Here is a 20199-nt window from a genome sequence, read left to right on the forward strand (position 1 = left end):
CGGGCGTCCAGTTGCCCACCATCGTCAGCCTCAATCCGTGCACCGACGCGATCCTTGCCGAGGTCGCGGACCCGGCGCAAATCCTCGCAGTGAGTCACTACAGCCACGACCCGCGTGCGACCTCGATGCCGCTGGCCGAGGCGCGGCGGTTCCGCGCGACGGGCGGTACGGTCGAGGAAGTGATCGCTCTCGCGCCCGACGTGGTCGTGGGGTCGAACTTCATGGCTCCGGCCACCCGTGCCGCGCTGGACCGGCTGGGTCTCAAGGTCGAGACTATCGGGATAGCTTCGAGTGTGGAAGCGAGCGAGGCGCAGGTGCGCCAACTGGCTGCCATCGCGGGGCATCCCGAACGCGGCGAAGCGCTGATCCGGCGGATCGACGCCGCATTGGACGAGGCCGGCAGCGACAGTCCGCCGGTGTCCGCGATCCTGTGGCAACCCGGCGGCATCGTACCGGGCGAGGGCGCGCTGGTGAGCGAATTGATGCACCGCACCGGTTTCGCCAGCCAGAGCGCGGCGCGCGGCATGGCGCAGGCCGACTATCTCTCGCTCGAACGCCTGCTCGCCGACCCCCCGCGCGTTTTGCTGATCGCTGGGCGCGAGCGCGGGCAGGGGCACCCGGCGCTGGACGCGGTGCCCGCACTGGCGCGCGCCGATCTCGATCCGGCGCTGCTCTTTTGCGGCGGCCCGACGATCGAGCGCGCGGCGCGGCGGCTAGCGGAAATACGAAAGGGGCTGGCGTGACCCGCCTTCTCGCGATCCTCCTTGCCCTGCTGGCGCTCGCGGTGCCGCTGTCGCTGTTGGCGGGCCGCGTCTGGCTCGACCCGGCGACGACCCCCAATGCGGCGGTGATACTCGCCGAGCTCCGCCTGCCGCGCGCAGTGCTGGCGCTGGTGATCGGCGCGGGGCTCGGCGCGAGCGGGGCGGCGATGCAGGGCTACCTGCGCAACCCGCTCGCCGATCCGGGGCTGTTCGGTATCGCGCCCGGTGCCGCGCTCGGCGCGGTCGCCGCGTTGTGGCTGGGCCTTGCGGCGACGCCGTGGCTGCTGCCGCTGTTCGCGTTGGCCGGTGCGGCTGGGGCGATGGCGATGCTCGCCGCGATCGCGGGGCGAACGGGCGGGGTCGCGTTGTTCACGCTGGCGGGCATGATGATCGCAAGCCTCGCGGGCGCGCTGACGAGCCTGGCGATCAGCCTGGCGCCCAATGCCTTCGCCATGAGCGAGATCGTGTCGTGGCTGATGGGCGCGCTGACCGACCGGTCGTTGGCCGACGTCTGGCTCGCCGCGCCGCTGACGCTCGCGGGGATTGCCTGCCTCATGCTGGCAGGGCGCGGCCTCGACGCGCTGGTGCTGGGCGAGGCGGCGGCGCGCAGTCTAGGCATGGAGCCGAAAGCGCTGCAATTCTGGCTGATCCTCGGCGTCGGGCTAACGGTGGGGAGCGGCGTCGCGGTCGCGGGCATCGTCGGCTTCGTGGGGCTGATCGTGCCCCATCTTGTGCGCCCCTTCACCGACCGGCGGCCGTCGAAGCTCATCGTGCCGAGCGCGCTGGCGGGGGCGTTGCTGGTACTCGTCGCCGACAGCCTGTGCCGGATCCTGCCGCTGGTGACCGAGCTGCGGCTCGGTATCGCGCTGAGCATCGTCGGTGCACCCTTCTTCCTGTGGCTGCTGCTGCGGATGCGCCGGGGGCTCGCATGATCCTTTCCGCGCACGATATCGCCCTGGCGGGGCGGCTGGCCGGTGTCAGTGCCGGCTTTAGCCCCGGCACGATTACCGCGATCTGTGGGCCCAACGGGGCGGGGAAGTCGAGCCTGCTCCAGTGCCTCGGCGGGCTGCTCGCGCCCGATAGCGGCCATGCCAGCTTCGGCGGAACCGACATCTTCGCCATGCATCCCCGCACGCGCGCGCAGGCGATCGGCTACCTGCCGCAGGATGGCGAGGTCGCGTGGGACGTCGCGGTCCGCACGCTCGTTGCGCTGGGCCGCCTGCCGCACCGCGACCGGGGAGAAGCGGAGGTCGCCGCTGCGCTGTCCGCGCTCGATCTCGATGCGCTGGCGGAGCGTCCGGTCTCGCGCCTGTCGGGCGGAGAGCGGGCACGGGCGCTGCTGGCACGGGTGCTCGCGGGGACACCGCGCTGGATCCTCGCCGACGAGCCGCTCGCTGCGCTCGACCTTGCGCACCAGCTCGCGCTGCTGCGGCACCTGCGCCATGCGGCGGAAGCGGGGACGGGAGTCGTGCTGGTGCTCCATGACCTTGCGCTGGCGATGAACCACGCCGACCGCATCATCGTGCTCGATGCCGGATCGATCGCCGCCGACGGCACGCCCGGGAGGGCGCTGTCGGGGGAGACGATCGACCGGGTCTGGGGCGTTCCCGCGCGCTGGCTGGGGGAGCCGGGCGCGCGGGCGCTGGTCGCCGGGTAGCCCTTACTTCGGCGTCGCGGTCAGACCGCGCGCCTCGAGCATCGGGGTCACGTCGGGCGAACGGCCGGTCAGCGACTTGTACATCTCGAAATAGTCCATCGTGCCGCCGCGGCTGAGCACCTTCGCACGGAAAGTGTCGCCGTTGGCGCGGGTCAGCCCGCCGTTGTCCATGAACCACTTGCGCGTGTCGCGGTCGAGCATCTCGGTCCACAGGTAGCTGTAGTACCCCGCCGAATAGCCCGCCGGGTCGGAAAAGATGTGGCGGAACGTGCTGGTCCGGTAGCGCGGCGGCACGAGGTCGACCGCGAGGCCGAGCTCGCCGAGCGCCTTGGTTTCGAACGCGACCACTTCATCGGGGGTGTCGATCTCGGCCGCCTGCGCCGGGGTCAGCGCGTGCCACTTCATGTCGAGCAGCGCCGCCTCGACCACTTCGCCGAACGAATATCCCTGGTCGAACTTGCCGGTCGACTGGATCTTGGTGATCAGGTCATGCGGGATCGGTGCGCCGGTCTGGTAGTGCTTGGCATAGTTCGCCAGGACGTCGGGATAGCTCGCCCAGATCTCGTTCACCTGGCTTGGATACTCGACGAAATCGCGCGCGGTAGCAGTGCCCGACAGGCTGACGTATTCCTGGTCGGCGAAGAAGCCGTGCAGCGCGTGGCCGAATTCGTGGAACATCGTCTCGACGTTGTCGAAGCTGACGAGCTGCGGCTGGCCCGCCGGCGCCTTGGGGATGTTGAGCACGTTGTAGATGACCGGCTTGGTCCCGTCGCGCTTCGACTGCTCGACGTAGTTGCTCATCCATGCGCCGCCGCGCTTGCTGTCGCGCTGGAACGGATCGAAGTAGAAGATGCCGAGCTGGCTGCCGTCGCGGTCGATCACGTCGTAGGTGGTCACGTCCGGGTGATAGACGGGCAGGTCGGTCCGCTTCTTGAAGTTGAGGCCATAGAGCTTGTTGGCGGCGAAGAATACGCCGTCTTCCAGCACGCGCGTCACCTCGAAATAAGGCTTCACCGACTCTTCATCGAGGTCGAACTTCTTGGCCTTCAGCTTGTTGGTGTACATTTGCCAGTCCCACGGCTTGACCGTGAAGGTCTGGCCGCTCGCCTTGATCTCGGCATTGAGCGCGGCGGCGTCGCTGCGCTGGGTGGCGGCGAGCGCAGGGACCATCGCCTCCATGAAGTCGAGCGCGGTCTTGGGGTCCTTCGCCATGCGGTCCCACATCTGGTAGGTCGCCCAGTCGGGCGCGCCGAACAGCGCGGCCTTCTGCGCGCGCAGGCTGACGATCTCGGCGATGAGCGCACGCGTGTCGTTGGCGTCGCCGCGCTGGGCACGGTTCCAGCTCTTCTCGAACAACGCCTCGCGCGTGGCGCGGTCGGTCAGCGAGGCGAGCGCAGGCTGCTGCGTGGTGTTCTGCAGCGCAAGGGCATAGCTGTTCGCCGCGCCGCGATCGGCGGCAGCCTTGGCGGCGGCGTCGAGTTCGGACGCCGAAAGGCCCGCGAGTTTCGCCTTGTCGGTCACTACGAGCGCATCGGCCTTGGTCGCCTCGGTCAGCTTCTGGCCGAACTGGGTGGTTACGGTGGAAAGGCGGGCGTTGATCGCCTTGACCTGCTCCTTCTGCGCCGGGGTCAGTTCGGCGCCGGCGTGGACCATCGATTCGTACCGATCCTCAAGCAGGCGCGCGTCCTCGGGCGTCATGCTCATCGCGGCGCGATTGTCGTAGACCGCCTTCACGCGGGCGAAGAGCGCCGGGTCGAGGTTGATCGCATCGTTATGCGCGGCGAGCTTCGGGCTGATCTCGGCGTCGACCGCATCGAGCGTGGGATTGGTGTTGGCCCCGGTGATCGAGCCGAATACCGCCTGCACCCGGCCAAGCATCTTGCCCGACTGTTCCAGCGCGACGATCGTGTTCTCGAACGTCGGCGCGGCAGGATTGGTGGCGATCGCCTGCACCTCGGCGCGCTCGATCGCCATCGCTTGCTCGAACGCAGGCTTGTAGTCGGCGTCGGACACCTTGGTGAAGTCAGGTGCCTGCAGCGGAAGCGTGCTCGGAGCCGCGAAATAGCCGGTGGCTTGCGGGATGGCGACGGCGGGTCGGTCTGCGGTCTCGGTGGCGGCCATGGTCGTGCATCCTGCGAGCATCGTGCCGGCAAGCGCGGCTGCGACGAAAATACGGGTGTTCATGCGTGTCCCCAAAGGTCTGGTGTCTGTGATGGCGCCGCGCCCTTGCGCGTGCGGTAGACGGTGATGCTACGCTTCAGCAGGTGAATGGTTGCCAACGCAACCCTATTGGCTGTCGCTGGTCGAGCCGGGTCAACCGTCCGCCGGTTCGAGCGGCCATTCCGCGATGCTCGTGTAGGCCGACCCGCCGCGACCCATGCGGCTTTCGTAGAGACGAAATGCGGTGACGGGCCAGCGGGGTGCGGCGAGGTTGCCGTGCTGCGGTAGCCAAGCTCCTGTCCCGACGCTTCGCCCGCTGAGCCGGGCGAGGGTGACGTGCGGCACGAACTTGCGCGTTTCCGGCGGCAATCCGGCGGCGCGGCAGGCACGCTCGACCCGCCGTTCGAGGACATCAAGTGCGGGGCAGGGGGCGAGCGCGGCCCACAGCGCGGTCGGCTTGCCCTTCTTCTCGAAGTGGCCGACGCCGTGCACCCTAAGGTCGAAGCCGGGTCCGGTCACCTCGTCGAGCGCGGCGACGAGGTCGGCGGCGACGTGCCGATCGACTTCGCCCACGAAGCGCAGCGTCAGGTGGAGCTGGCCGTCATCCTGCCAGCGCGCCCGCTCGACTCCGCCGGTCGCGGTGAGCAGCGCGGCGCGCACCGGTGGTGGCGGGCGCAGAGCGACGAACAGGCGATGCATCGGACACGCTTTGCGCCTGATGCCACAGGCTGCCAAGCTCGAGGTCGATCCAGTCCGCAGCGAACGGGTCGAGACCCGAGCCGGGATAGAGGCAGAACTCGCCGAACCTGGGGGCGCCGTCGTCGTCATAGAAATCGACACGCAGGAAGTCGAAGCCTGCGGCAAGCTCCTCGGCGGCGGCAAGCATCGCGATCAGCGAGCGCGGTGCGGGAAGGCCGCTCGCCTCGCCCGCCAGCGGACGGAAGTCGCGATCGTGTAGCACCCAGCGGTGCGATCGGGCGCGGTCATAGTGGACCTGCACGTGGGTTGCTTGGCCGCCGAACACGTAGATCTTGTAGTCGACCGGCAGGTCGCCGTCGCCGATGAGCGGCTCGGCCAATACCCCCCGGGGAACGTCGCGATAGGCCCATTCGTCGAGCCATCCCCCATAGGGTGCGGCGGTCCACCGTGCGGTCCGGATGGCCAGTTCGGCCCACTCCAGCGCGTTCGGCGGCGCGTGCAGCACGGCGTACTGGTTGCAGCCGTGGCGCGCCTTGACGATGCTGCGCCGTGGCAGGTGGGGCCGGTGCGGCAGGGCTTCCGCCGCCCAGAGCGTGGGAATGATCCATGCGTCGCCCAGCATGGCTCGCGCGCGCGCTTTCGCGGCCAGCTTGTCCATCAGGCCGACGTGGCGGGGATCGCGGTCGAACAGCTTGCGCCGCTGGACCATCTCGGTGAAGCGCGGGGCGCGGGCGAGGTCGAGCTTGCGACCGTGCCGCCAGAAATAGCACAACTCGAGCCGCAGCCGCGCCAGAGATACGTTCGCCGGGTGCGCCTGGAATTCCGGTTCGAGCGCGGGTGCGAGCGTCGCCATCGTCAGTCTATCCGGTAGTGGATCGGCTTGAAGCTGCCGCCGTTCGATGCATATGCCGAGCACGCGGTCAGTCCGATGACCAGGTCCTCCAGCGCGCGCAGGCGGATCTCGTCGCCCGGCTTGCTCGTCGGCGGATCGACGCGCAGCGCGCCGCGCCCGTCGACCGGCACGTTCATGAACACGTTGAACGCGGTGGGGATCGCGTCGGGCTCGACACCCCACGGCGCGAGCGCCTCGGCGAGGTTGCCGAAGCAGCCGCGGTGGACCGGGTGCTGTGGGTAGAAATGGCGAAACGTTGCCTCGCTGCATGGGGTCAGCAGGAAATCGTGGCGACCGACCGTATCCTCTTCGATGGCGAGCAGCGGGCGCGAGCGGTTGGACCATAGCCGGTGCCCGGTGGTGAGCGCGATCGTCTCCTCGTAATCGAAGGTCCGTCCGTTGGAGATGACCTCGCGCACGTCGTCGCGGGCGTAGGCGACGAGGTCCGCGACCTGCATGCCCTGCGGATCGATGACGGTAAGTACCTGCCCCTTTTCGAGTTCGAACGCGGCACCCGATCGGGGCGCGATCTCGACGGTGGCGGTCACCCGCGCGGGTTCCGAAACGGACACGTCCAGTCGTCGCCGACCGCGCGGCCGCTGAACTGGCGCGCGGCGCTCACCTCGCCATGGCGATCGAGCATGGGGTTGGCGGTACCGGCCAACGCGACGTCGCGCTCGATGATCTTCTCGCGCATCCGTTCGTAGCGACCCTCTTCGCGCAGGCGTTCGAACTGGTCGTGAAGGTTGAACACCATCGCGGGGCTGCCGAACCGCCGCGCGGGTCGCGAGGCACCGGGGTGGAGGCCGACCACGAAATAGGCCTCGCCGCCGAACGAGAGCGAGAAGTGTGGATCGTCGGGGTCGCCGCTCACCCGCGCATCAGGCTTCTGGCCGAGCCAGTGGTCCTTGTCCGAGATCGACTGCAGGCGCTGCCACATTGCCGTCTCGAACTCCGATTCGCTGAGGTCGACCGGACCGTCGAACAGGACGACGAGGCTGCGCAATCCTTCGCGATCGTCTCGGTACCGCCACGACCAGTCGAGCAGGTCGTGGGTGATCTGCAGGTCGTTCCACGCGCTGGTGATGTCGCGCGCACTGATGAATTCGAGCATCTCGCGCGCGAGCGCCGACTTGGCGCCCACGCAGGGAAAGGCGGCGTCCTTGATCATGTCCCGGAAATCCTCTTCGGCGGAGGCGGGGCGGGCGAGCGTGGCAGTATCTGGCATAGGCGGCACAAACGCGCCGCCCATGCCATGGGTCCCATCTTGCTACTTGTTTACCAGATCCGCGCGCGGTTCTCCGGGGCGATGTAGTAGGCATCGCCGGGTTTCACGTCGAACGCCTTGTACCAGGCATCGACGTTGCGCAGCGGGCCGATCGTGCGGAAGCGTTCGGGGCTGTGCGGGTCGGTGGTGACCTGGTTACGCAGGTCGTCCTCGCGCGCCTTCGAGCGCCACACCTGCGCATAGGCGAGGAAGAAGCGCTGGTCGCCGGTCAGGCCGTCGATCACCGGCGCTTCCTTGCCGCCCAAAGACTTGTGATAGGCATCGTAGGCGACGAGCACGCCGGCCAGGTCGGCGATATTCTCGCCCATCGTCAGCGTGGGGTTCACGAACGCCCCGGGGACCGCTTCGTACTTGGCGTACTGGTCGCCGAAGACCTTGGCTTCCTTCTCGAAGCGGGCGGCGTCCTGTGCCGTCCACCAGTCGCGCACCGCGCCGGTGGCGTCGATCTTGCGGCCCTGATCGTCGAAGCCGTGGCTGATCTCGTGCCCGATCACCACGCCGATCGCGCCGTAGTTCACTGCCGGATCGGCATAGGGATCGAAAAACGGCGCCTGCAGGATGCCCGCCGGGAACACCATCTTGTTCTCCAGCCCGCCGTTGTAGGCGTTCACCGTCTGCGGGTTCATCGCCCATTTCTTGCGATCGACCGGCTTGCCGAGGTCCGCCATCTGGTAGTCGGCATTGAACTTGGTCGCGGCGACCGCGTTATCGTAGAGCGTGTTGCCGACCGTCAGCCCGCCGAAGTTGCGCCACTTGTCGGGGTAGCCGACCATCACTTCCATCTTCTCGAGCTTCTCGACCGCCGCCTTCTTGGTATCGGCGCCCATCCAGTCGTTGCCGCGAATGCGGTCGGCCATGGCGAGCTTCAGGTTCTTGATGAGGTCTTCCATCCGCTCCTTGGCGATCGGCGGGAAGAATTCGGCGACGTAGCCTTCGCCCACCAGCTCGCCCATCGAGCCGTTGACGTTGTCGATCGCACGCTTCCAGCGCGGGCGCTGTTCGGTCACGCCGCTGATCGTGCTGGTGAAGGCGAAGCGGCTGTCGACCATTGCCTTGGTGAGGAAGGGGGTCGCTTGGTCGGCCACCCCGAACATTTCCCAAAGCTTGAGCGTTTCGAGATCGGTGCTGGCGAAGAGCGCCGATAGCGCCTTCACCGCGGTGTTCTCGTTGACGATGATGCGCTTCTGCGGGGCGAGTTCGGCGCCCTGCCAGTAGGCGTTCCAGTCGATGCCCGGTGCGTAGGCCTCGAGCTCTGCGGTCGACATCGGGTTGTTGATCTTGGTGATGTCGCGGCGGTCGTCATTGGCCCACGAAAGCTGCGCGACGTACGTCTCGAACGCCATCACTTCCTGCGCGGCGATGCCGGGGTTGGCCACCCCGATCGCCTTGAACGTGCGCTCCATATAGGCCTGGTAGGCGGCGCGCTGCTTCGCGAAGTCGGCCTTCAGGTAATAGTCGCGGTCGGGCAGGCCGAGGCCGGACTGGCCGAACCACAGCACGTTCATCGTCGGATCGTCGCTGTCGACATAGGGTCCGCCGCCGAACAGCGTGCGGCCGAACTTGTCGTAGGTCGAGCCCATGTAGCGGGCGAACTCGCTCTTGTCGTCGATCCCGCGGACCACGGCGAGGTCCTTCATCAGCGGGGCGAGGCCGGCGCGCTCGATCGCCTTCTCGTCCATGTAAACGGCATAGGCCGTCCCGAACTTGGTCGACGCCTGGGCTGGGCTGGTGACGAGGCCGCGCACCTGCTCGCGTACCTGTTCGTCGAGGTCGAGGAACGAGCCGGTCGACGGCTTGTCGGCCGGGATTTCAGTCTTCGCGATCCATGTGCCCGATGCGTACTTCTCGAAGTCGTCGCCCGGCTTCACCGTCAGGTCGCGGGTCGACAGATCGACGCCCCAGTCACCGATCGCCGGGCGGCCGGTGACGACGATCTGCTCGCTGGTCTGGCCCCCGCCACCCGCGCCGTCCGCCGAGGCTTCCTGCGCGAAGGCGGGCGTGGCGGCGATCATCGCGGCGGCGGAAGCGGCGGCGAGCAGGCGTGCGCAAAGCGCGGCAGGTCGGTTGGCGGTCATCGATAAGTCCCCGGTTTGAATGCGAGAAAGGGCCGCAGACTCGGCCCCCTCGCTCCTGTTCCGGTTTCGACTGAAATCGCTTTGCGCGCAAGCGGAAGCGCCGGTCGATCAAACGACCGGTCGCTTCGACCAACGGCTATGCTGACAGGAGCAAGCGCCGATCAGCGGGCGCAGTACTGATGCTGGCCGCTTTCGCACATCTTCACCGCGTGCCGCCACGCCGCCATGCGGCGGGCGTTTTCCCTGGCCGCCCAGTCGCGCGAGGCGGTGTTGCCCGCGGCGTACTTCGCATCGCGTTGCTGGACGTGGCGAAGCTGATCCTGATTGAGCTTGCGGATGATCGCTGCGTCGCGCGCCCGCGCGGCGGCCGAGCGCATCGTCGGATCGTTGGGATCGTCGGCCAGCGACGGCGTGGCGACGACGGCAGCGACAGCCAGCGCAAGCGCACCGGCGAACTTGATGTACAGCATTGAGACCCTCCCTGACCCGTTTTCCGGGCAGGTCACCAAGCTACGCTGCGATTGGTTTATCGAATATGCGGTAATCGATAAACCGATCGCGCTTCGTCGCAAGATCGGGTCGGCTGGGCGGGTCGGAGAGGTAGGGCGGAAATGCGGTCGCTGCGATCGGCCGCATTCCCCCGGCGGTCAGAACGAGACCCCCGCGCCGACCGCGATGCCGCCCTTGCCGTTCATATCGATCGTCCCGCTGGCCTTGAATGCCACCTCCTCGCCCGATGTCGAGACGCCGAAGCCGAAGGCGGTCTGTCCGCGATAGTGGCCCACCGCGCCGCCGATCATGGACTTTCCGGCTTCCATCGTCTGCGGGATCGTCGCCAGCGCCATCGCTGCGGCGGTGCCGGCGTGCGCGTCCTGCCGCACGTTGTCGAGGCTGAAGCCGATCTCGGCAAAGCGCATGTCGGTGTAGGCGTTGGCATCGCTCAACGCCTGGGTGATGCCGCCTTGGAGCTGGGCCACCGCGGCGTTGACCTGCCGCACGTTGACCGCGTCGGTCCCCGCGGTACCGTCGGCGACGTTGTGGACCCGCACCGGCTGGCTCGCATCCGCGCCAACGAAGGTCACGTCCTGCGAAATCGCGCCGCCGTTGCTGACGGTCGGGGTCCCGGCGTCCGAATACTGCACCGCGGCCACTGCGCTCGCGCGGATCGTGGTCGTGAGCGAGGCTATTTCGGTCGTATGTCGGTCGATGTCAGTCCGGTTCGCGGCCACCTGCGCGTTCGTCGCGGCAAGCTGGCCGCCGTTGACTGCATCGGTCGATCCGGAAGCGAGTGTGCCCGCCGCCACGTTGGTGACCCGCACGGGGCCGCCCGCCCCGCCGCGGAACGCAGCGGTGTCGGTCGGCGTAGCGCTCGGCGTCGTGCCGTCGGCGTTGGATACGTAACCCACCGGGATGTTGGCCACTTGCGCTTGTACGACCGCGAGCTGGCTGGTGTTGGCGGTCACCCGGTTGTCGATCGTGGTCACGGTCGCGTCGAGCCCGTCGAGCCGCGAATAGGCGATCGTCAGCGACGCGGTGTTCGCGCCGACCTGCTGGTTGGTGGCATGGAGCTGCCCGCCATTCACCGCATCGCGCGAATTGGCCGCCAGCGCCCCGTCGGCAAGATTGCCGATCGTGGTGCCGGCGGCGCCTCCCCCGAGCGTGATCGCGGTGCGCGAGGGATCGTCGTATTTCACGGCCTGCGCGTCGAGCGCGGCAAGATTGCTGTTCGTGGCGGATACCTGGGCCTGCACGCTGGCGATGTTGCCCGCGTTGGTGCTGACCTGCCCCTGCAGGGTGGCGATATCGCCGGTATTGGTCGCGACTTGTCCCTGAAGGGTCGTGATCGCGCCGGTGTTGGTGGCGACCTGGCCTTGCAGCGTGGTCACGTCGCCGGCGATTGTCGTCACCTGGCCCTGTAGGTTCGCGATATTGCCGGTGTTGGTCGAGACCTGCCCCTGAAGCGTGGCAATGTCGCCGGTGTTGGTGCCGACCTGACCCTGCAGCGTCGTCACCGTGCCGTCGATCGTGGTGACCTGGCCCTGCAAGGTCGCGATATCGCTCGTGTTGGTTCCGACCTGGCCTTGCAGGGTGGTGATCGCGCCGGCGTTGGCAGCCACGGCCTGGTTGGTCGCATTAAGTTGCGCGCCGTTGACCGCGTCGCTCGAACTTGCCGAGAGCGTGCCCGCGGCGACCCCGGTTATCCGCGTGCCGCCTGCTCCGTCGAGCGTGACCACGCCGTGCGTGCCGTCGTCGTAGCCGATCAGGCCGTCGGTCGCGGCGATGATCGCGCCCTGCACCTGGCCCACGGTGGCAGCGTCGGTCGCGGCGGTGCCGGGGGCGACGTTGGTGAGCTGACGCTCAGATCCTGCCTCGCCGATCGAGACCGTTCCCGCCGCGTTGGATGTCCCGCTGATGCCATAGGCGGTATATCCCGAAAGGGCGCCGCGATCGTTGGTCGATCCCGCGCCCAGTGCCACACCGTTTGCGGCAGTGACGCTCGCGCCGTTGCCGATCGCCACCGCGCCGGCGGCGGGCGCGCTGGTCGTCGCGCCATTGCCGATCGCAACCGCGTCGAGCGCACCGGCATTGGCCGCCGTACCCGAACCGAGGCCCGTCAATTGGTTGCCGCCGATCGAGACGCCTTTGGGCGTATTGAGAGCGTAGCCGTCGGTCGTCACGTTGCAGGTGCCCGAGCCGACGACGTTGCCGTCGGTATCGAGAACCTGGAGCGAGACGGTGTTGCCCGCGGCAAGGTCCGCGGTCGTCTGGGCAACGCCCAGGTTCACGTCCGGGATCGAAAGCAGCGGCGTGCCGAGGATGCTGACCGTCAGCAGGTCGTCGAACAGGTTCTCGACGCCTTGCGCGGTCGGCACGAGCGTTCTCTGGAGCAATGTGCGGAGCGCCGAATCGTCGATGCCGACGCCGGTGCAGACATCGACCACGGGCTGGAGCGCTTGGGCCTCGGTTTTCTCGGGTGCGAAAATTGCAACTGCCGCCAGCGCACTTGCGCCGACCAGCAGTTCCATGCGGACGTTGTATCTGTTGAGCGCCAACAACCATCTCCTCGACATTGCTGCCGAAAGTGCTGTGCGATCAAAATGGGGTGTATGCGGCTCCGGTTAACGAAAGTTTTAACTGGACTCGACTTCACGCAGGTCGATCTCTTCTGTTGTTATATTGATTCTATTCGATTTTGTATATTTTGGACAACAGGCGATCGGTTGAAAACATTCGACATTCTGGTTAGTCTGGCACGGCGAACTTTTTTCACCATCAACCGTTGTCGCAGTCTCGATATTAGCAATCGCGAGGTGGCATTTTCAGGTTCGATCACCATTTGACCGCAAGCCTTTGCGGCCTTGACCAACCCGAACATTTGCGGAACATTCATTCTCGATGAGTCTGACCCATATTTCCGTCCGCGGCGCCCGTGAGCACAACCTCAAGGGCATCGACATCGACCTGCCGCGCGATGCGCTGATCGTGATCACCGGGCTTTCGGGCTCCGGCAAGTCGAGCCTCGCGTTCGACACGATCTATGCCGAAGGGCAGCGGCGCTATGTGGAATCGCTGAGCGCCTATGCGCGCCAGTTCCTGGAAATGATGCAGAAGCCCGATGTCGAGCATATCGACGGGCTTTCTCCCGCGATTTCGATCGAGCAGAAGACCACCAGCCGCAACCCGCGTTCGACCGTGGCGACGGTGACCGAGATCTACGACTACATGCGCCTGCTGTGGGCGCGTGTCGGCGTGCCGTACTCGCCCGCTACCGGCCTTCCGATCGAGGCGCAGACGGTCAGCAATATGGTCGACCGGGTGATGGCCTTGCCCGAAGGGACGCGGCTCTACCTGCTCGCTCCCGTCGTGCGCGGGCGCAAAGGCGAATACCGCAAGGAACTGGCCGAATGGCAGAAGGCGGGTTTCACCCGCGTCCGCATCGACGGCGAGATGGTTGAGATCGGCGAGGCGCCGGCGCTCGACAAGAAGTTCAAGCACGACATCGAGGTGGTGGTCGACCGCCTAGCGGTGAAGGATGGCATCCAGACGCGGCTGGCGGACAGCTTCGAGCAAGCGCTCAAGCTCGCCGAGGGTCTCGCGTATGTCGACCTGGCCGACGGGGTGGTGCCCGGGCGCGAAGTCGAGGACGCGGCCGGTGGCGCGATGAAGGGCGCAGGGCTCCCGCCCAACCGCATCGTGTTCTCCGAGAAGTTCGCGTGTCCGGTCAGTGGCTTCACGATCGAGGAGGTCGAGCCGCGCCTCTTCTCGTTCAACGCCCCGCAGGGCGCGTGCCCGGCGTGCGACGGCCTCGGCGAAAAGCTGCTGTTCGATCCGCAACTGGTCGTCCCGAACGAGCACCTGACGCTCAAGCAAGGCGCGGTGGTGCCGTGGGCGAAGTCCAACCCGCCGTCGCCCTACTACATGCAGGTGCTCGGCAGCCTTGCGAAGGAGTACAAGTTCGACCTCACCACCCCGTGGGACGCGCTGGGCGAGGACAACCAGCAGGTCATCCTCCACGGCACGAAGGGCAAGGCGGTGCCGCTCACGTTCAAGGACGGGCGCAAGGAATACACCGTGCGCAAGGCGTTCGAGGGGGTGATCGGCAACCTCAACCGCAGGATGCTGCAGACCGAGAGCGCGTGGATGCGCGAGGAGCTGGGCAAGTACCAGACCGCGCAAGCCTGCGAGACGTGCCACGGCAAGCGCCTCAATGAAAAGGCGCTGGCGGTGAAGATCGGCCGGCCGGACGAGGCGACCGACATTGCCACCCCGGTGCAGATGAGCGTGACGGCCGCGAAGGACTGGTTCCTCGCGCTGCCCGAACAGCTCACCGATACGCAGAACCAGATCGCCCGCGCGATCCTGAAGGAAATCAACGCGCGGCTGGGCTTCCTCGACAACGTCGGGCTCGACTACCTCAACCTCGATCGCACCAGCGGCACTCTCAGCGGGGGCGAGAGCCAGCGCATCCGCCTCGCCAGCCAGATCGGCTCGGGTCTCAGCGGCGTGCTCTACGTGCTCGATGAGCCCTCGATCGGCCTCCACCAGCGCGACAACGACCGGCTGCTCGAAACGCTCAAGCGCCTGCGCGACCTCGGCAATACGGTGATCGTGGTCGAGCATGACGAGGACGCGATCCGCGCTGCCGACCACGTGGTCGATCTCGGCCCCGGAGCGGGTGTCCACGGGGGCGAGATCGTGGCGCAGGGCACGCTCAAGCAGGTGCTCAAGAGCAAGAACAGCCTCACCGCCGACTACCTCACCGGGCGGCGCGAGATCGCGATGCCCAGGACGCGCCGCAAGGGCAACGGGCACAAGATCACCGTCCACGGCGCGCGGGCGAACAACCTGCGCAACGTCACTGCGTCGATCCCGCTCGGCACGTTCTGCTGCATCACCGGGGTCAGCGGCTCGGGCAAGTCGAGCTTCACCATCGACACGCTCTACGCCGCCGCCGCGCGCACGCTGAACGGCGCGCGGGTGATCGCCGGCCCGCACGACAAGGTCACCGGCCTCGAGCTGTGCGACAAGGTGATCGAGATCGACCAGTCGCCGATCGGCCGCACCCCGCGCTCCAACCCGGCGACCTACACCGGCGCCTTCACGCAGATCCGCGACTGGTTCGCGGGCCTGCCCGAAAGCCAGGCGCGCGGGTACAAGGCGGGGCGCTTCAGCTTCAACGTCAAGGGCGGCCGGTGCGAGGCGTGCCAGGGCGACGGCCTCATCAAGATCGAGATGCACTTCCTGCCCGACGTCTATGTCACGTGCGAGGAATGCCACGGCAAGCGCTACAACCGCGAGACGCTGGAGGTGAAGTTCAAGGGCCTCAGCATCGCCGACGTGCTCGACATGACGATCGAGGACGCGGAGGAATTCTTCAAGGCTGTCCCGCCGATCCGCGACAAGATGCACATGCTGAACGAGGTCGGCCTCGGCTACGTCAAGGTTGGCCAGCAGGCGACGACGCTATCGGGCGGTGAGGCGCAGCGAGTGAAACTCGCCAAGGAACTCAGCCGCCGCAGCACCGGGCAGACGCTGTATATCCTCGACGAGCCGACCACCGGCTTGCACTTCGAGGACGTCCGCAAGCTCCTCGAAGTGCTCCAGCGGCTGGTCGACGGGGGGAACTCGGTCGTGGTGATCGAACACAACCTCGACGTGATCAAGACCGCCGACTGGATCGTCGACCTCGGCCCGGAAGGCGGCGTGCGGGGCGGGGAGATAATCGCCGAAGGCACACCCGAAGCGGTCGCCAAGGTGAAACGGTCGTTCACCGGCTCCTACCTCGCGCCGATGCTGGAACGGCAATTACAGCCTGCCCCGGCGTAGGCCGTGACTGAAATGGAGCGCATCAGCCTGTGGCGAGGGGGGCGATCCGGATGAATGGCACTGGGCGGAGGACGCCTCGGCGGCGGCGATTAGGTCAACCGGGGGACCTGTGCTAGGGCTGCGCGCATCGCTGCACCTGACCCCCTTGGCCCCAGCAGCGACAGAGAGACGCCTCGTATGTGCTCCCGCCTTGTTTCCGGAGCATGTCCTTGTCCGATTCTACCCTCGTCATGATCCTGGTGCTGCTGGCCGTTGCGGCCTGCGGCCTCGCCTATCTCGCCAGCGAATGGCTGGCCCGCGCGCACTCGTTCGACGAGGGAGCCGAAGGCTAGCGATCGGAAAAGGCTGGGGACCGGTTCAGCGCGAGCGCGCCGAAGGTCGCTCAGTCGAGCAGGGCGAGCTCGACCCGGCCACTGCCGCGCTGGATGATCCCGAGCGTTGAAGCGGCGGACTTGCTGAGGTCGATCAGGCGGTTGCCGTGGAACGGGCCGCGATCGTTGATGCGTACCACAACCGAGCGGCCGTTCGCCGGGTTCGTCACGCGGACCTTGCTGCCGAAGGGCAGGCTGCGATGCGCCGCGGTCATCGCACCGTTGCTGAACGTCTCGCCGCTGGCGGTTCGGCGACCGTTGAACTTGTCGGCGTAGTAGCTGGCGATACCGCCGCCGATCGCATCCCAGTCGCCGCCGCCGAGGCCGGGCGCGGCTTCGTCGGCCGGGTCGATCGCGGTCACGTCGACCGCACCCTCGACCGGCTGGTGCGCGGCGGGGGCGGCAATGTCGGCGAACGAGCTAGCGAAAGCGGGAGCCGCCTGACGCACGCCGTCGTCGGCCCGCACGCTTGCCGAAGCCGGCAGCATCAGGGCTGCGGCAAAGGCCAGCACACGCGCGCCGCGGGTCCGATTGGCTGTTCCGTCCATGGGCAGCGGTTTACCCATCCGGTTCCCATTTCGGCACCCCCTCGGGCTCCCCCCACCCCGGACTCGCCACCGTTCATCGTAGGGTGTCTGCAGATTAACCATGATTCCCGCCGGTCGGGAAAACCGTTTCTCTACAACGCGCCGAGTCTGGCAGGGCGAGTCGCGCCCGAGTCGCCGTGATCTGGAAGGGGTTCGGACCGGCCGGGAAATCGGCCTGGTGAGCGTCCCGCTCGTCCAAAGCAAATGGGGCCGACCCGAAGGTCGACCCCACTCTCACCGTTGCGTGGTCTTCCCGAAGGAAGCGCTTGGCGCCCGGTGTCTGTGCCGTCGGTTTCCGACCGAAGTCGACTCCGTTCGGCGCTGTCACCGGTGCTCGCACCGGCATCCGGTTCCGTCTGGCGGTCGGTCCGGATCCGAAGATCCTTTCCTGGTCCGCCAGGCGGTTCCGAGACCGGCTTTCCATTGGCCTTCCGCCTCGAACGGCTGCGTCGCTTCGGCCGAAGCCTTTGCCACGCCTCCTCGGCGTCAAGCCGGACGAACCGGCCGATGGTGGCTCGCTTCGCGTTCCTCTCGAACGACCGACCTTGCTTTGAGCCGAAGCCCTCTGCATGGCGATCTAAAGGACCGCGCGGACAGTTGCCGCCATCTCGATCGGGTGAAGAAAACTTCGAACTTTCAGGTTGTTAGGCTTGTCAGTTCCGTGGCTTCCGCGCCCTCTCGATGACTTAAAGCTGCGCTTCCGGACCGAGTCGCGCAAGCGGATTCCGGGCGGGTTTTCCACCGACGGCGTTTTTGCCTGTGGACGCGAGTGGATAACTCAACGTCCTGTCGCAAGTTCACCGATCGCGTTGGGCCAGCAGCCGCAACCGCAGCGCATTGAGCTTGATGAACCCCTGCGCGTCGGTCTGGTCGTAGGCGCCCGCGTCGTCCTCGAAGGTGACGTGCCGTTCGGAATAGAGCGAGTTCGGCGACTTGCGCCCCACCACCTGCGCCAGCCCCTTGTAGAGCTTGAGCCGGACGGTACCCGATACCTTCGTCTGGCTGAGGTCGATCGCCGCCTGCAGCATCTCGCGCTCGGGGGCGAACCAGAAGCCGTTGTAGATGAGCTCGGCGTACTTCGGCATGAGCTCGTCCTTGAGGTGCGCCGCGCCGCGATCGAGCGTGATTTGCTCGATGCCCCGGTGTGCGCGCGCATAGATCTCGCCGCCCGGGGTTTCGTACATCCCGCGGCTCTTCATGCCTACGAAGCGGTTCTCGACGAGGTCGAGCCGCCCGATGCCGTGCTTACGGCCGAGATCGTTGAGCGCGGCCAGAAGGGTTGCGGGGCTCATCGCCTCGCCATTCAGCGCCACCCCGTCACCCTTCTCGAAGTCGATGGTGATGTACTCGGGCGCGTCTGGCGCGTCCTCGGGGTTGTCGGTGCGCGAGAAGACGTAGTCGGGCACTTCCTCCCACGGATCCTCGAGCACCTTGCCCTCGGACGAGGTGTGCAGGAGGTTCGCGTCGGTTGAGAACGGGCTCTCGCCGCGCTTGTCCTTCGGCACCGGAATCTGATGCGATTCGGCCCAGGCGATCAGCGCGGTGCGGCTCGTGAGGTCCCACTCGCGCCACGGGGCGATGACCTTGATGTCGGGGTCGAGGGAATAGGCCGACAGTTCGAAGCGGACCTGGTCGTTGCCCTTGCCGGTCGCGCCGTGGGCGATCGCGTCGGCGCCGGTTTCGCGCGCGATTTCGATCAGGCGCTTGGAGATGAGCGGTCGCGCGATGCTGGTGCCGAGCAGGTAGTCGCCTTCGTAGCGGGCGTTGGCGCGCATCATCGGGAACACGAAGTCGCGCACGAATTCCTCGCGCAGGTCGTCGATGTAGATGTTCGCGTCGGGCAGGCCCATCAGCTTCGCCTTGGCGCGCGCAGGCTCCAGCTCCTCGCCCTGGCCGAGGTCGGCGGTGAACGTCACCACCTCGCAATTGTAAGTGACCTGCAGCCACTTGAGGATGACGCTGGTGTCGAGCCCGCCGGAGTACGCGAGGACGACTTTCTTGATATCGGACATGAGCATTTTCCGGTTCGAGTCGCGCGCGCCCTATGGCAAGCTGCCCCCTGCGGCAAGGGAGGCGGTGTTGGCGAAGTACGAGGCGAAAACGAAGGCGACCGAGGTTGCGCCGGCGGACTACATCGCGGCGCTTCCCGACGAACGCAAGCGAACCGAGGCCGCGCAAGTCGACGCGCTCCACCGCAGGGTTACCGGGCTGGAACCGAAGATGTGGGGCCCGTCGATGATCGGCTACGGCCGCTACCACTATCGTTACGACAGCGGGCACGAAGGCGAATCGCTGCGCGCCGGGTTCAGTCCGCGCAAAGGGGCGATGACGATCTACCTGATGGGCAACTACTGCGACCGCCAGCCCGAGGCGGATGCGCTTTTTGGCCGGCTCGGCAAGCACAAGACCGGCAAATCGTGCCTCTACATCAACAAGCTCGCCGATGTAGACATGGACGCGCTGGAAGGTCTGGTGCGGTTGAGCTGGGACGTGATGAACGCGACTTACCCCGACTAGGTGAAATGCGGCCCCGGTCGTTCGTAGAGACTTTCGAAATGGACGAGGTTGGGGCGGGGACCCAGCGGCTGCGGCTGGCCGCGCCGGAACGCCCATTCGCCCCGGCCGCAGTCCTCGGCACGAACATAGCCGTTGATGTAGAACCGGCGGTAGTGATCGGCAGCGTTCGAGCCTGAGCCGTGGACGAGGTACGGACTCCACAGCGCCAAGTCACCCGGCTCGAGTTCCATGTCGACAAGGTGCGTGGGATCGAGACCCGCCGCTTCCAGCGCTGCAGTCTCGACCACGCTGTCCATCACCGAGGTGCCGCTCGTTGCCAATTCCAGCGGGCCGGCGAGGTGGCTGCCGGGCAGGACCCGCATCGCACCGCTTTCCCGGGTATGCGGGTCGATGGCGAGCCCGGTCTGGATGTAGCTCGTGCCGAGGTTGCGATAGGCGCTGTCGGGACGGCGAAAGCGCGAATCCTGGTGAAACGCGAAGTCGCCCTTGCCGCCGGGCTTCTTCCAGTGAACCTGGTTGATGATCTGCTTGACGTCCTCGCCGATCAGCGGGCGCAGGGTCGCGCCGATCCGCGCGGCGATGCGAAACCGGTCGAGCACGACGTTGTGGTACGACGCCCACTGCGCCATCCGCACTTCGCCGCAGTCGAGCCGGTAGTTGAGGTTGCCGTAGCGAAAGCTCCGGCCCAGCGCCGCCGCCTCCGCGTGGACTTCGTCGACCGCGGAGGACAATTCGGCGATCGCGCCCGCCGGGAAAACACCGCGGACGACGGCGTAGCCATCGCGGAAATATTGCTCGGCAAGCGCAGTCTCGGTCGTCATCGCCGCATTCTCCGACCGGCGCGCCCGTCGCTCAAGTGCGAACG

At 67.0% G+C, this 20199-nt stretch carries 17 protein-coding genes; 6 read left to right on the top strand and 11 right to left on the bottom strand.

Annotation, left to right across the window (positions count from 1 at the left end; translation table 11 throughout):
• Positions 1–11 precede the first annotated feature (11 nt).
• Genes ACWPMX_RS01555 through ACWPMX_RS01565 form a run of 3 tightly spaced genes read left to right on the top strand, consistent with a single transcriptional unit; the run spans position 12 to position 2418 of the window.
• Positions 12–743 carry an ABC transporter substrate-binding protein gene (locus tag ACWPMX_RS01555; protein WP_455698291.1) on the top strand — a complete coding sequence of 244 codons (732 nt, stop codon included), beginning with the start codon at positions 12–14 and terminating at the stop codon, positions 741–743.
• Positions 740–1693 (top strand): FecCD family ABC transporter permease, encoded by a 954-nt coding sequence (locus tag ACWPMX_RS01560; protein WP_455698292.1) that lies wholly within the window; start codon positions 740–742, stop codon positions 1691–1693. The genes ACWPMX_RS01555 and ACWPMX_RS01560 overlap by 4 nt, the downstream gene beginning before the upstream one ends.
• Entirely contained in the window at positions 1690–2418 is a 729-nt protein-coding gene (locus ACWPMX_RS01565) for an ABC transporter ATP-binding protein (protein ID WP_455698293.1), read from the top strand. Before ACWPMX_RS01560 ends, ACWPMX_RS01565 begins: the two co-directional genes overlap by 4 nt.
• A gap of 3 nt (positions 2419–2421) precedes the next feature.
• On the opposite strand, the gene ACWPMX_RS01570 is transcribed toward ACWPMX_RS01565, so the two are convergent.
• From ACWPMX_RS01570 to ACWPMX_RS01605, 8 genes are all read right to left on the bottom strand, one after another.
• On the bottom strand, positions 2422–4602 hold the full coding sequence (locus ACWPMX_RS01570; RefSeq protein ID WP_455698294.1) for a M3 family metallopeptidase: 2181 nt from the start codon (positions 4600–4602) through the stop codon (positions 2422–2424).
• Between the two features lie 129 nt (positions 4603–4731).
• The gene (thpR, locus tag ACWPMX_RS01575) at positions 4732–5277 is read right to left on the bottom strand and encodes an RNA 2',3'-cyclic phosphodiesterase (protein WP_455698295.1); all 546 of its coding nucleotides are present in this window, start codon (positions 5275–5277) and stop codon (positions 4732–4734) included.
• On the bottom strand, positions 5180–6130 hold the full coding sequence (locus ACWPMX_RS01580) for an ATP-grasp fold amidoligase family protein (RefSeq protein WP_455698296.1): 951 nt from the start codon (positions 6128–6130) through the stop codon (positions 5180–5182). Before ACWPMX_RS01580 ends, thpR begins: the two co-directional genes overlap by 98 nt.
• A gap of 2 nt (positions 6131–6132) precedes the next feature.
• A complete protein-coding gene (locus ACWPMX_RS01585; RefSeq protein WP_455698297.1) occupies positions 6133–6717 on the bottom strand; it encodes a DUF1989 domain-containing protein in 585 nt (194 codons plus the stop codon).
• Positions 6714–7397: a guanitoxin biosynthesis heme-dependent pre-guanitoxin N-hydroxylase GntA gene (gene gntA, locus ACWPMX_RS01590; protein ID WP_455698298.1), complete on the bottom strand. Its 684-nt coding sequence runs from the start codon at positions 7395–7397 to the stop codon at positions 6714–6716. Before gntA ends, ACWPMX_RS01585 begins: the two co-directional genes overlap by 4 nt.
• Positions 7398–7447: 50 nt before the next feature.
• The gene (locus ACWPMX_RS01595) at positions 7448–9532 is read right to left on the bottom strand and encodes a M13 family metallopeptidase (protein WP_455698299.1); all 2085 of its coding nucleotides are present in this window, start codon (positions 9530–9532) and stop codon (positions 7448–7450) included.
• A gap of 161 nt (positions 9533–9693) precedes the next feature.
• Positions 9694–10002 carry a hypothetical protein gene (locus ACWPMX_RS01600; RefSeq protein ID WP_455698300.1) on the bottom strand — a complete coding sequence of 103 codons (309 nt, stop codon included), beginning with the start codon at positions 10000–10002 and terminating at the stop codon, positions 9694–9696.
• Positions 10003–10179: 177 nt separating this feature from the next.
• The gene (locus ACWPMX_RS01605; RefSeq protein WP_455698301.1) at positions 10180–12585 is read right to left on the bottom strand and encodes a YadA family autotransporter adhesin; all 2406 of its coding nucleotides are present in this window, start codon (positions 12583–12585) and stop codon (positions 10180–10182) included.
• Between the two features lie 343 nt (positions 12586–12928).
• Here ACWPMX_RS01605 and uvrA point away from each other — a divergent pair, with 343 nt between their 5' ends.
• Positions 12929–15859, top strand: a complete 2931-nt coding sequence (uvrA, locus tag ACWPMX_RS01610; protein WP_455698302.1) for an excinuclease ABC subunit UvrA — start codon at positions 12929–12931, stop codon at positions 15857–15859.
• 209 nt (positions 15860–16068) lie between these two features.
• Positions 16069–16191 (top strand): hypothetical protein, encoded by a 123-nt coding sequence (locus ACWPMX_RS01615; RefSeq protein WP_455698303.1) that lies wholly within the window; start codon positions 16069–16071, stop codon positions 16189–16191.
• 50 nt (positions 16192–16241) lie between these two features.
• On the opposite strand, the gene ACWPMX_RS01620 is transcribed toward ACWPMX_RS01615, so the two are convergent.
• Complete coding sequence (locus ACWPMX_RS01620; protein ID WP_455698304.1) at positions 16242–16796, bottom strand: septal ring lytic transglycosylase RlpA family protein; 555 nt, start codon at positions 16794–16796, stop codon at positions 16242–16244.
• Positions 16797–17614: 818 nt separating this feature from the next.
• Positions 17615–18829, bottom strand: coding sequence for an argininosuccinate synthase (locus tag ACWPMX_RS01625; RefSeq protein ID WP_455698305.1), 1215 nt, complete (start codon positions 18827–18829; stop codon positions 17615–17617).
• Between ACWPMX_RS01625 and ACWPMX_RS01630 the strand changes: the two genes are divergently transcribed.
• The gene (locus tag ACWPMX_RS01630) at positions 18828–19334 is read left to right on the top strand and encodes a DUF1801 domain-containing protein (protein ID WP_455698306.1); all 507 of its coding nucleotides are present in this window, start codon (positions 18828–18830) and stop codon (positions 19332–19334) included. The two genes, ACWPMX_RS01625 and ACWPMX_RS01630, sit on opposite strands and share 2 nt — an antisense overlap.
• Here ACWPMX_RS01630 and ACWPMX_RS01635 read toward each other — a convergent pair.
• Positions 19331–20155 (bottom strand): phytanoyl-CoA dioxygenase family protein, encoded by an 825-nt coding sequence (locus tag ACWPMX_RS01635; RefSeq protein WP_455698307.1) that lies wholly within the window; start codon positions 20153–20155, stop codon positions 19331–19333. The two genes, ACWPMX_RS01630 and ACWPMX_RS01635, sit on opposite strands and share 4 nt — an antisense overlap.
• Positions 20156–20199 lie beyond the last annotated feature (44 nt).

This window comes from Tsuneonella sp. HG094, from assembly GCF_053819285.1.

Coding starts and splice junctions, on each gene's coding strand:
- ACWPMX_RS01565 (WP_455698293.1), top strand. CDS start 1,690: ATGATCCTTTCCGCGCACGATATCGCCCTGGCGGGGCGGCTGGCCGGT.
- ACWPMX_RS01570 (WP_455698294.1), bottom strand. CDS start 4,602: ATGAACACCCGTATTTTCGTCGCAGCCGCGCTTGCCGGCACGATGCTC.
- thpR (WP_455698295.1), bottom strand. CDS start 5,277: ATGCATCGCCTGTTCGTCGCTCTGCGCCCGCCACCACCGGTGCGCGCC.
- ACWPMX_RS01580 (WP_455698296.1), bottom strand. CDS start 6,130: ATGGCGACGCTCGCACCCGCGCTCGAACCGGAATTCCAGGCGCACCCG.
- gntA (WP_455698298.1), bottom strand. CDS start 7,397: ATGCCAGATACTGCCACGCTCGCCCGCCCCGCCTCCGCCGAAGAGGAT.
- ACWPMX_RS01595 (WP_455698299.1), bottom strand. CDS start 9,532: ATGACCGCCAACCGACCTGCCGCGCTTTGCGCACGCCTGCTCGCCGCC.
- ACWPMX_RS01600 (WP_455698300.1), bottom strand. CDS start 10,002: ATGCTGTACATCAAGTTCGCCGGTGCGCTTGCGCTGGCTGTCGCTGCC.
- uvrA (WP_455698302.1), top strand. CDS start 12,929: ATGAGTCTGACCCATATTTCCGTCCGCGGCGCCCGTGAGCACAACCTC.
- ACWPMX_RS01620 (WP_455698304.1), bottom strand. CDS start 16,796: ATGGGTAAACCGCTGCCCATGGACGGAACAGCCAATCGGACCCGCGGC.
- ACWPMX_RS01630 (WP_455698306.1), top strand. CDS start 18,828: ATGAGCATTTTCCGGTTCGAGTCGCGCGCGCCCTATGGCAAGCTGCCC.
- ACWPMX_RS01625 (WP_455698305.1), bottom strand. CDS start 18,829: ATGTCCGATATCAAGAAAGTCGTCCTCGCGTACTCCGGCGGGCTCGAC.
- ACWPMX_RS01635 (WP_455698307.1), bottom strand. CDS start 20,155: ATGACGACCGAGACTGCGCTTGCCGAGCAATATTTCCGCGATGGCTAC.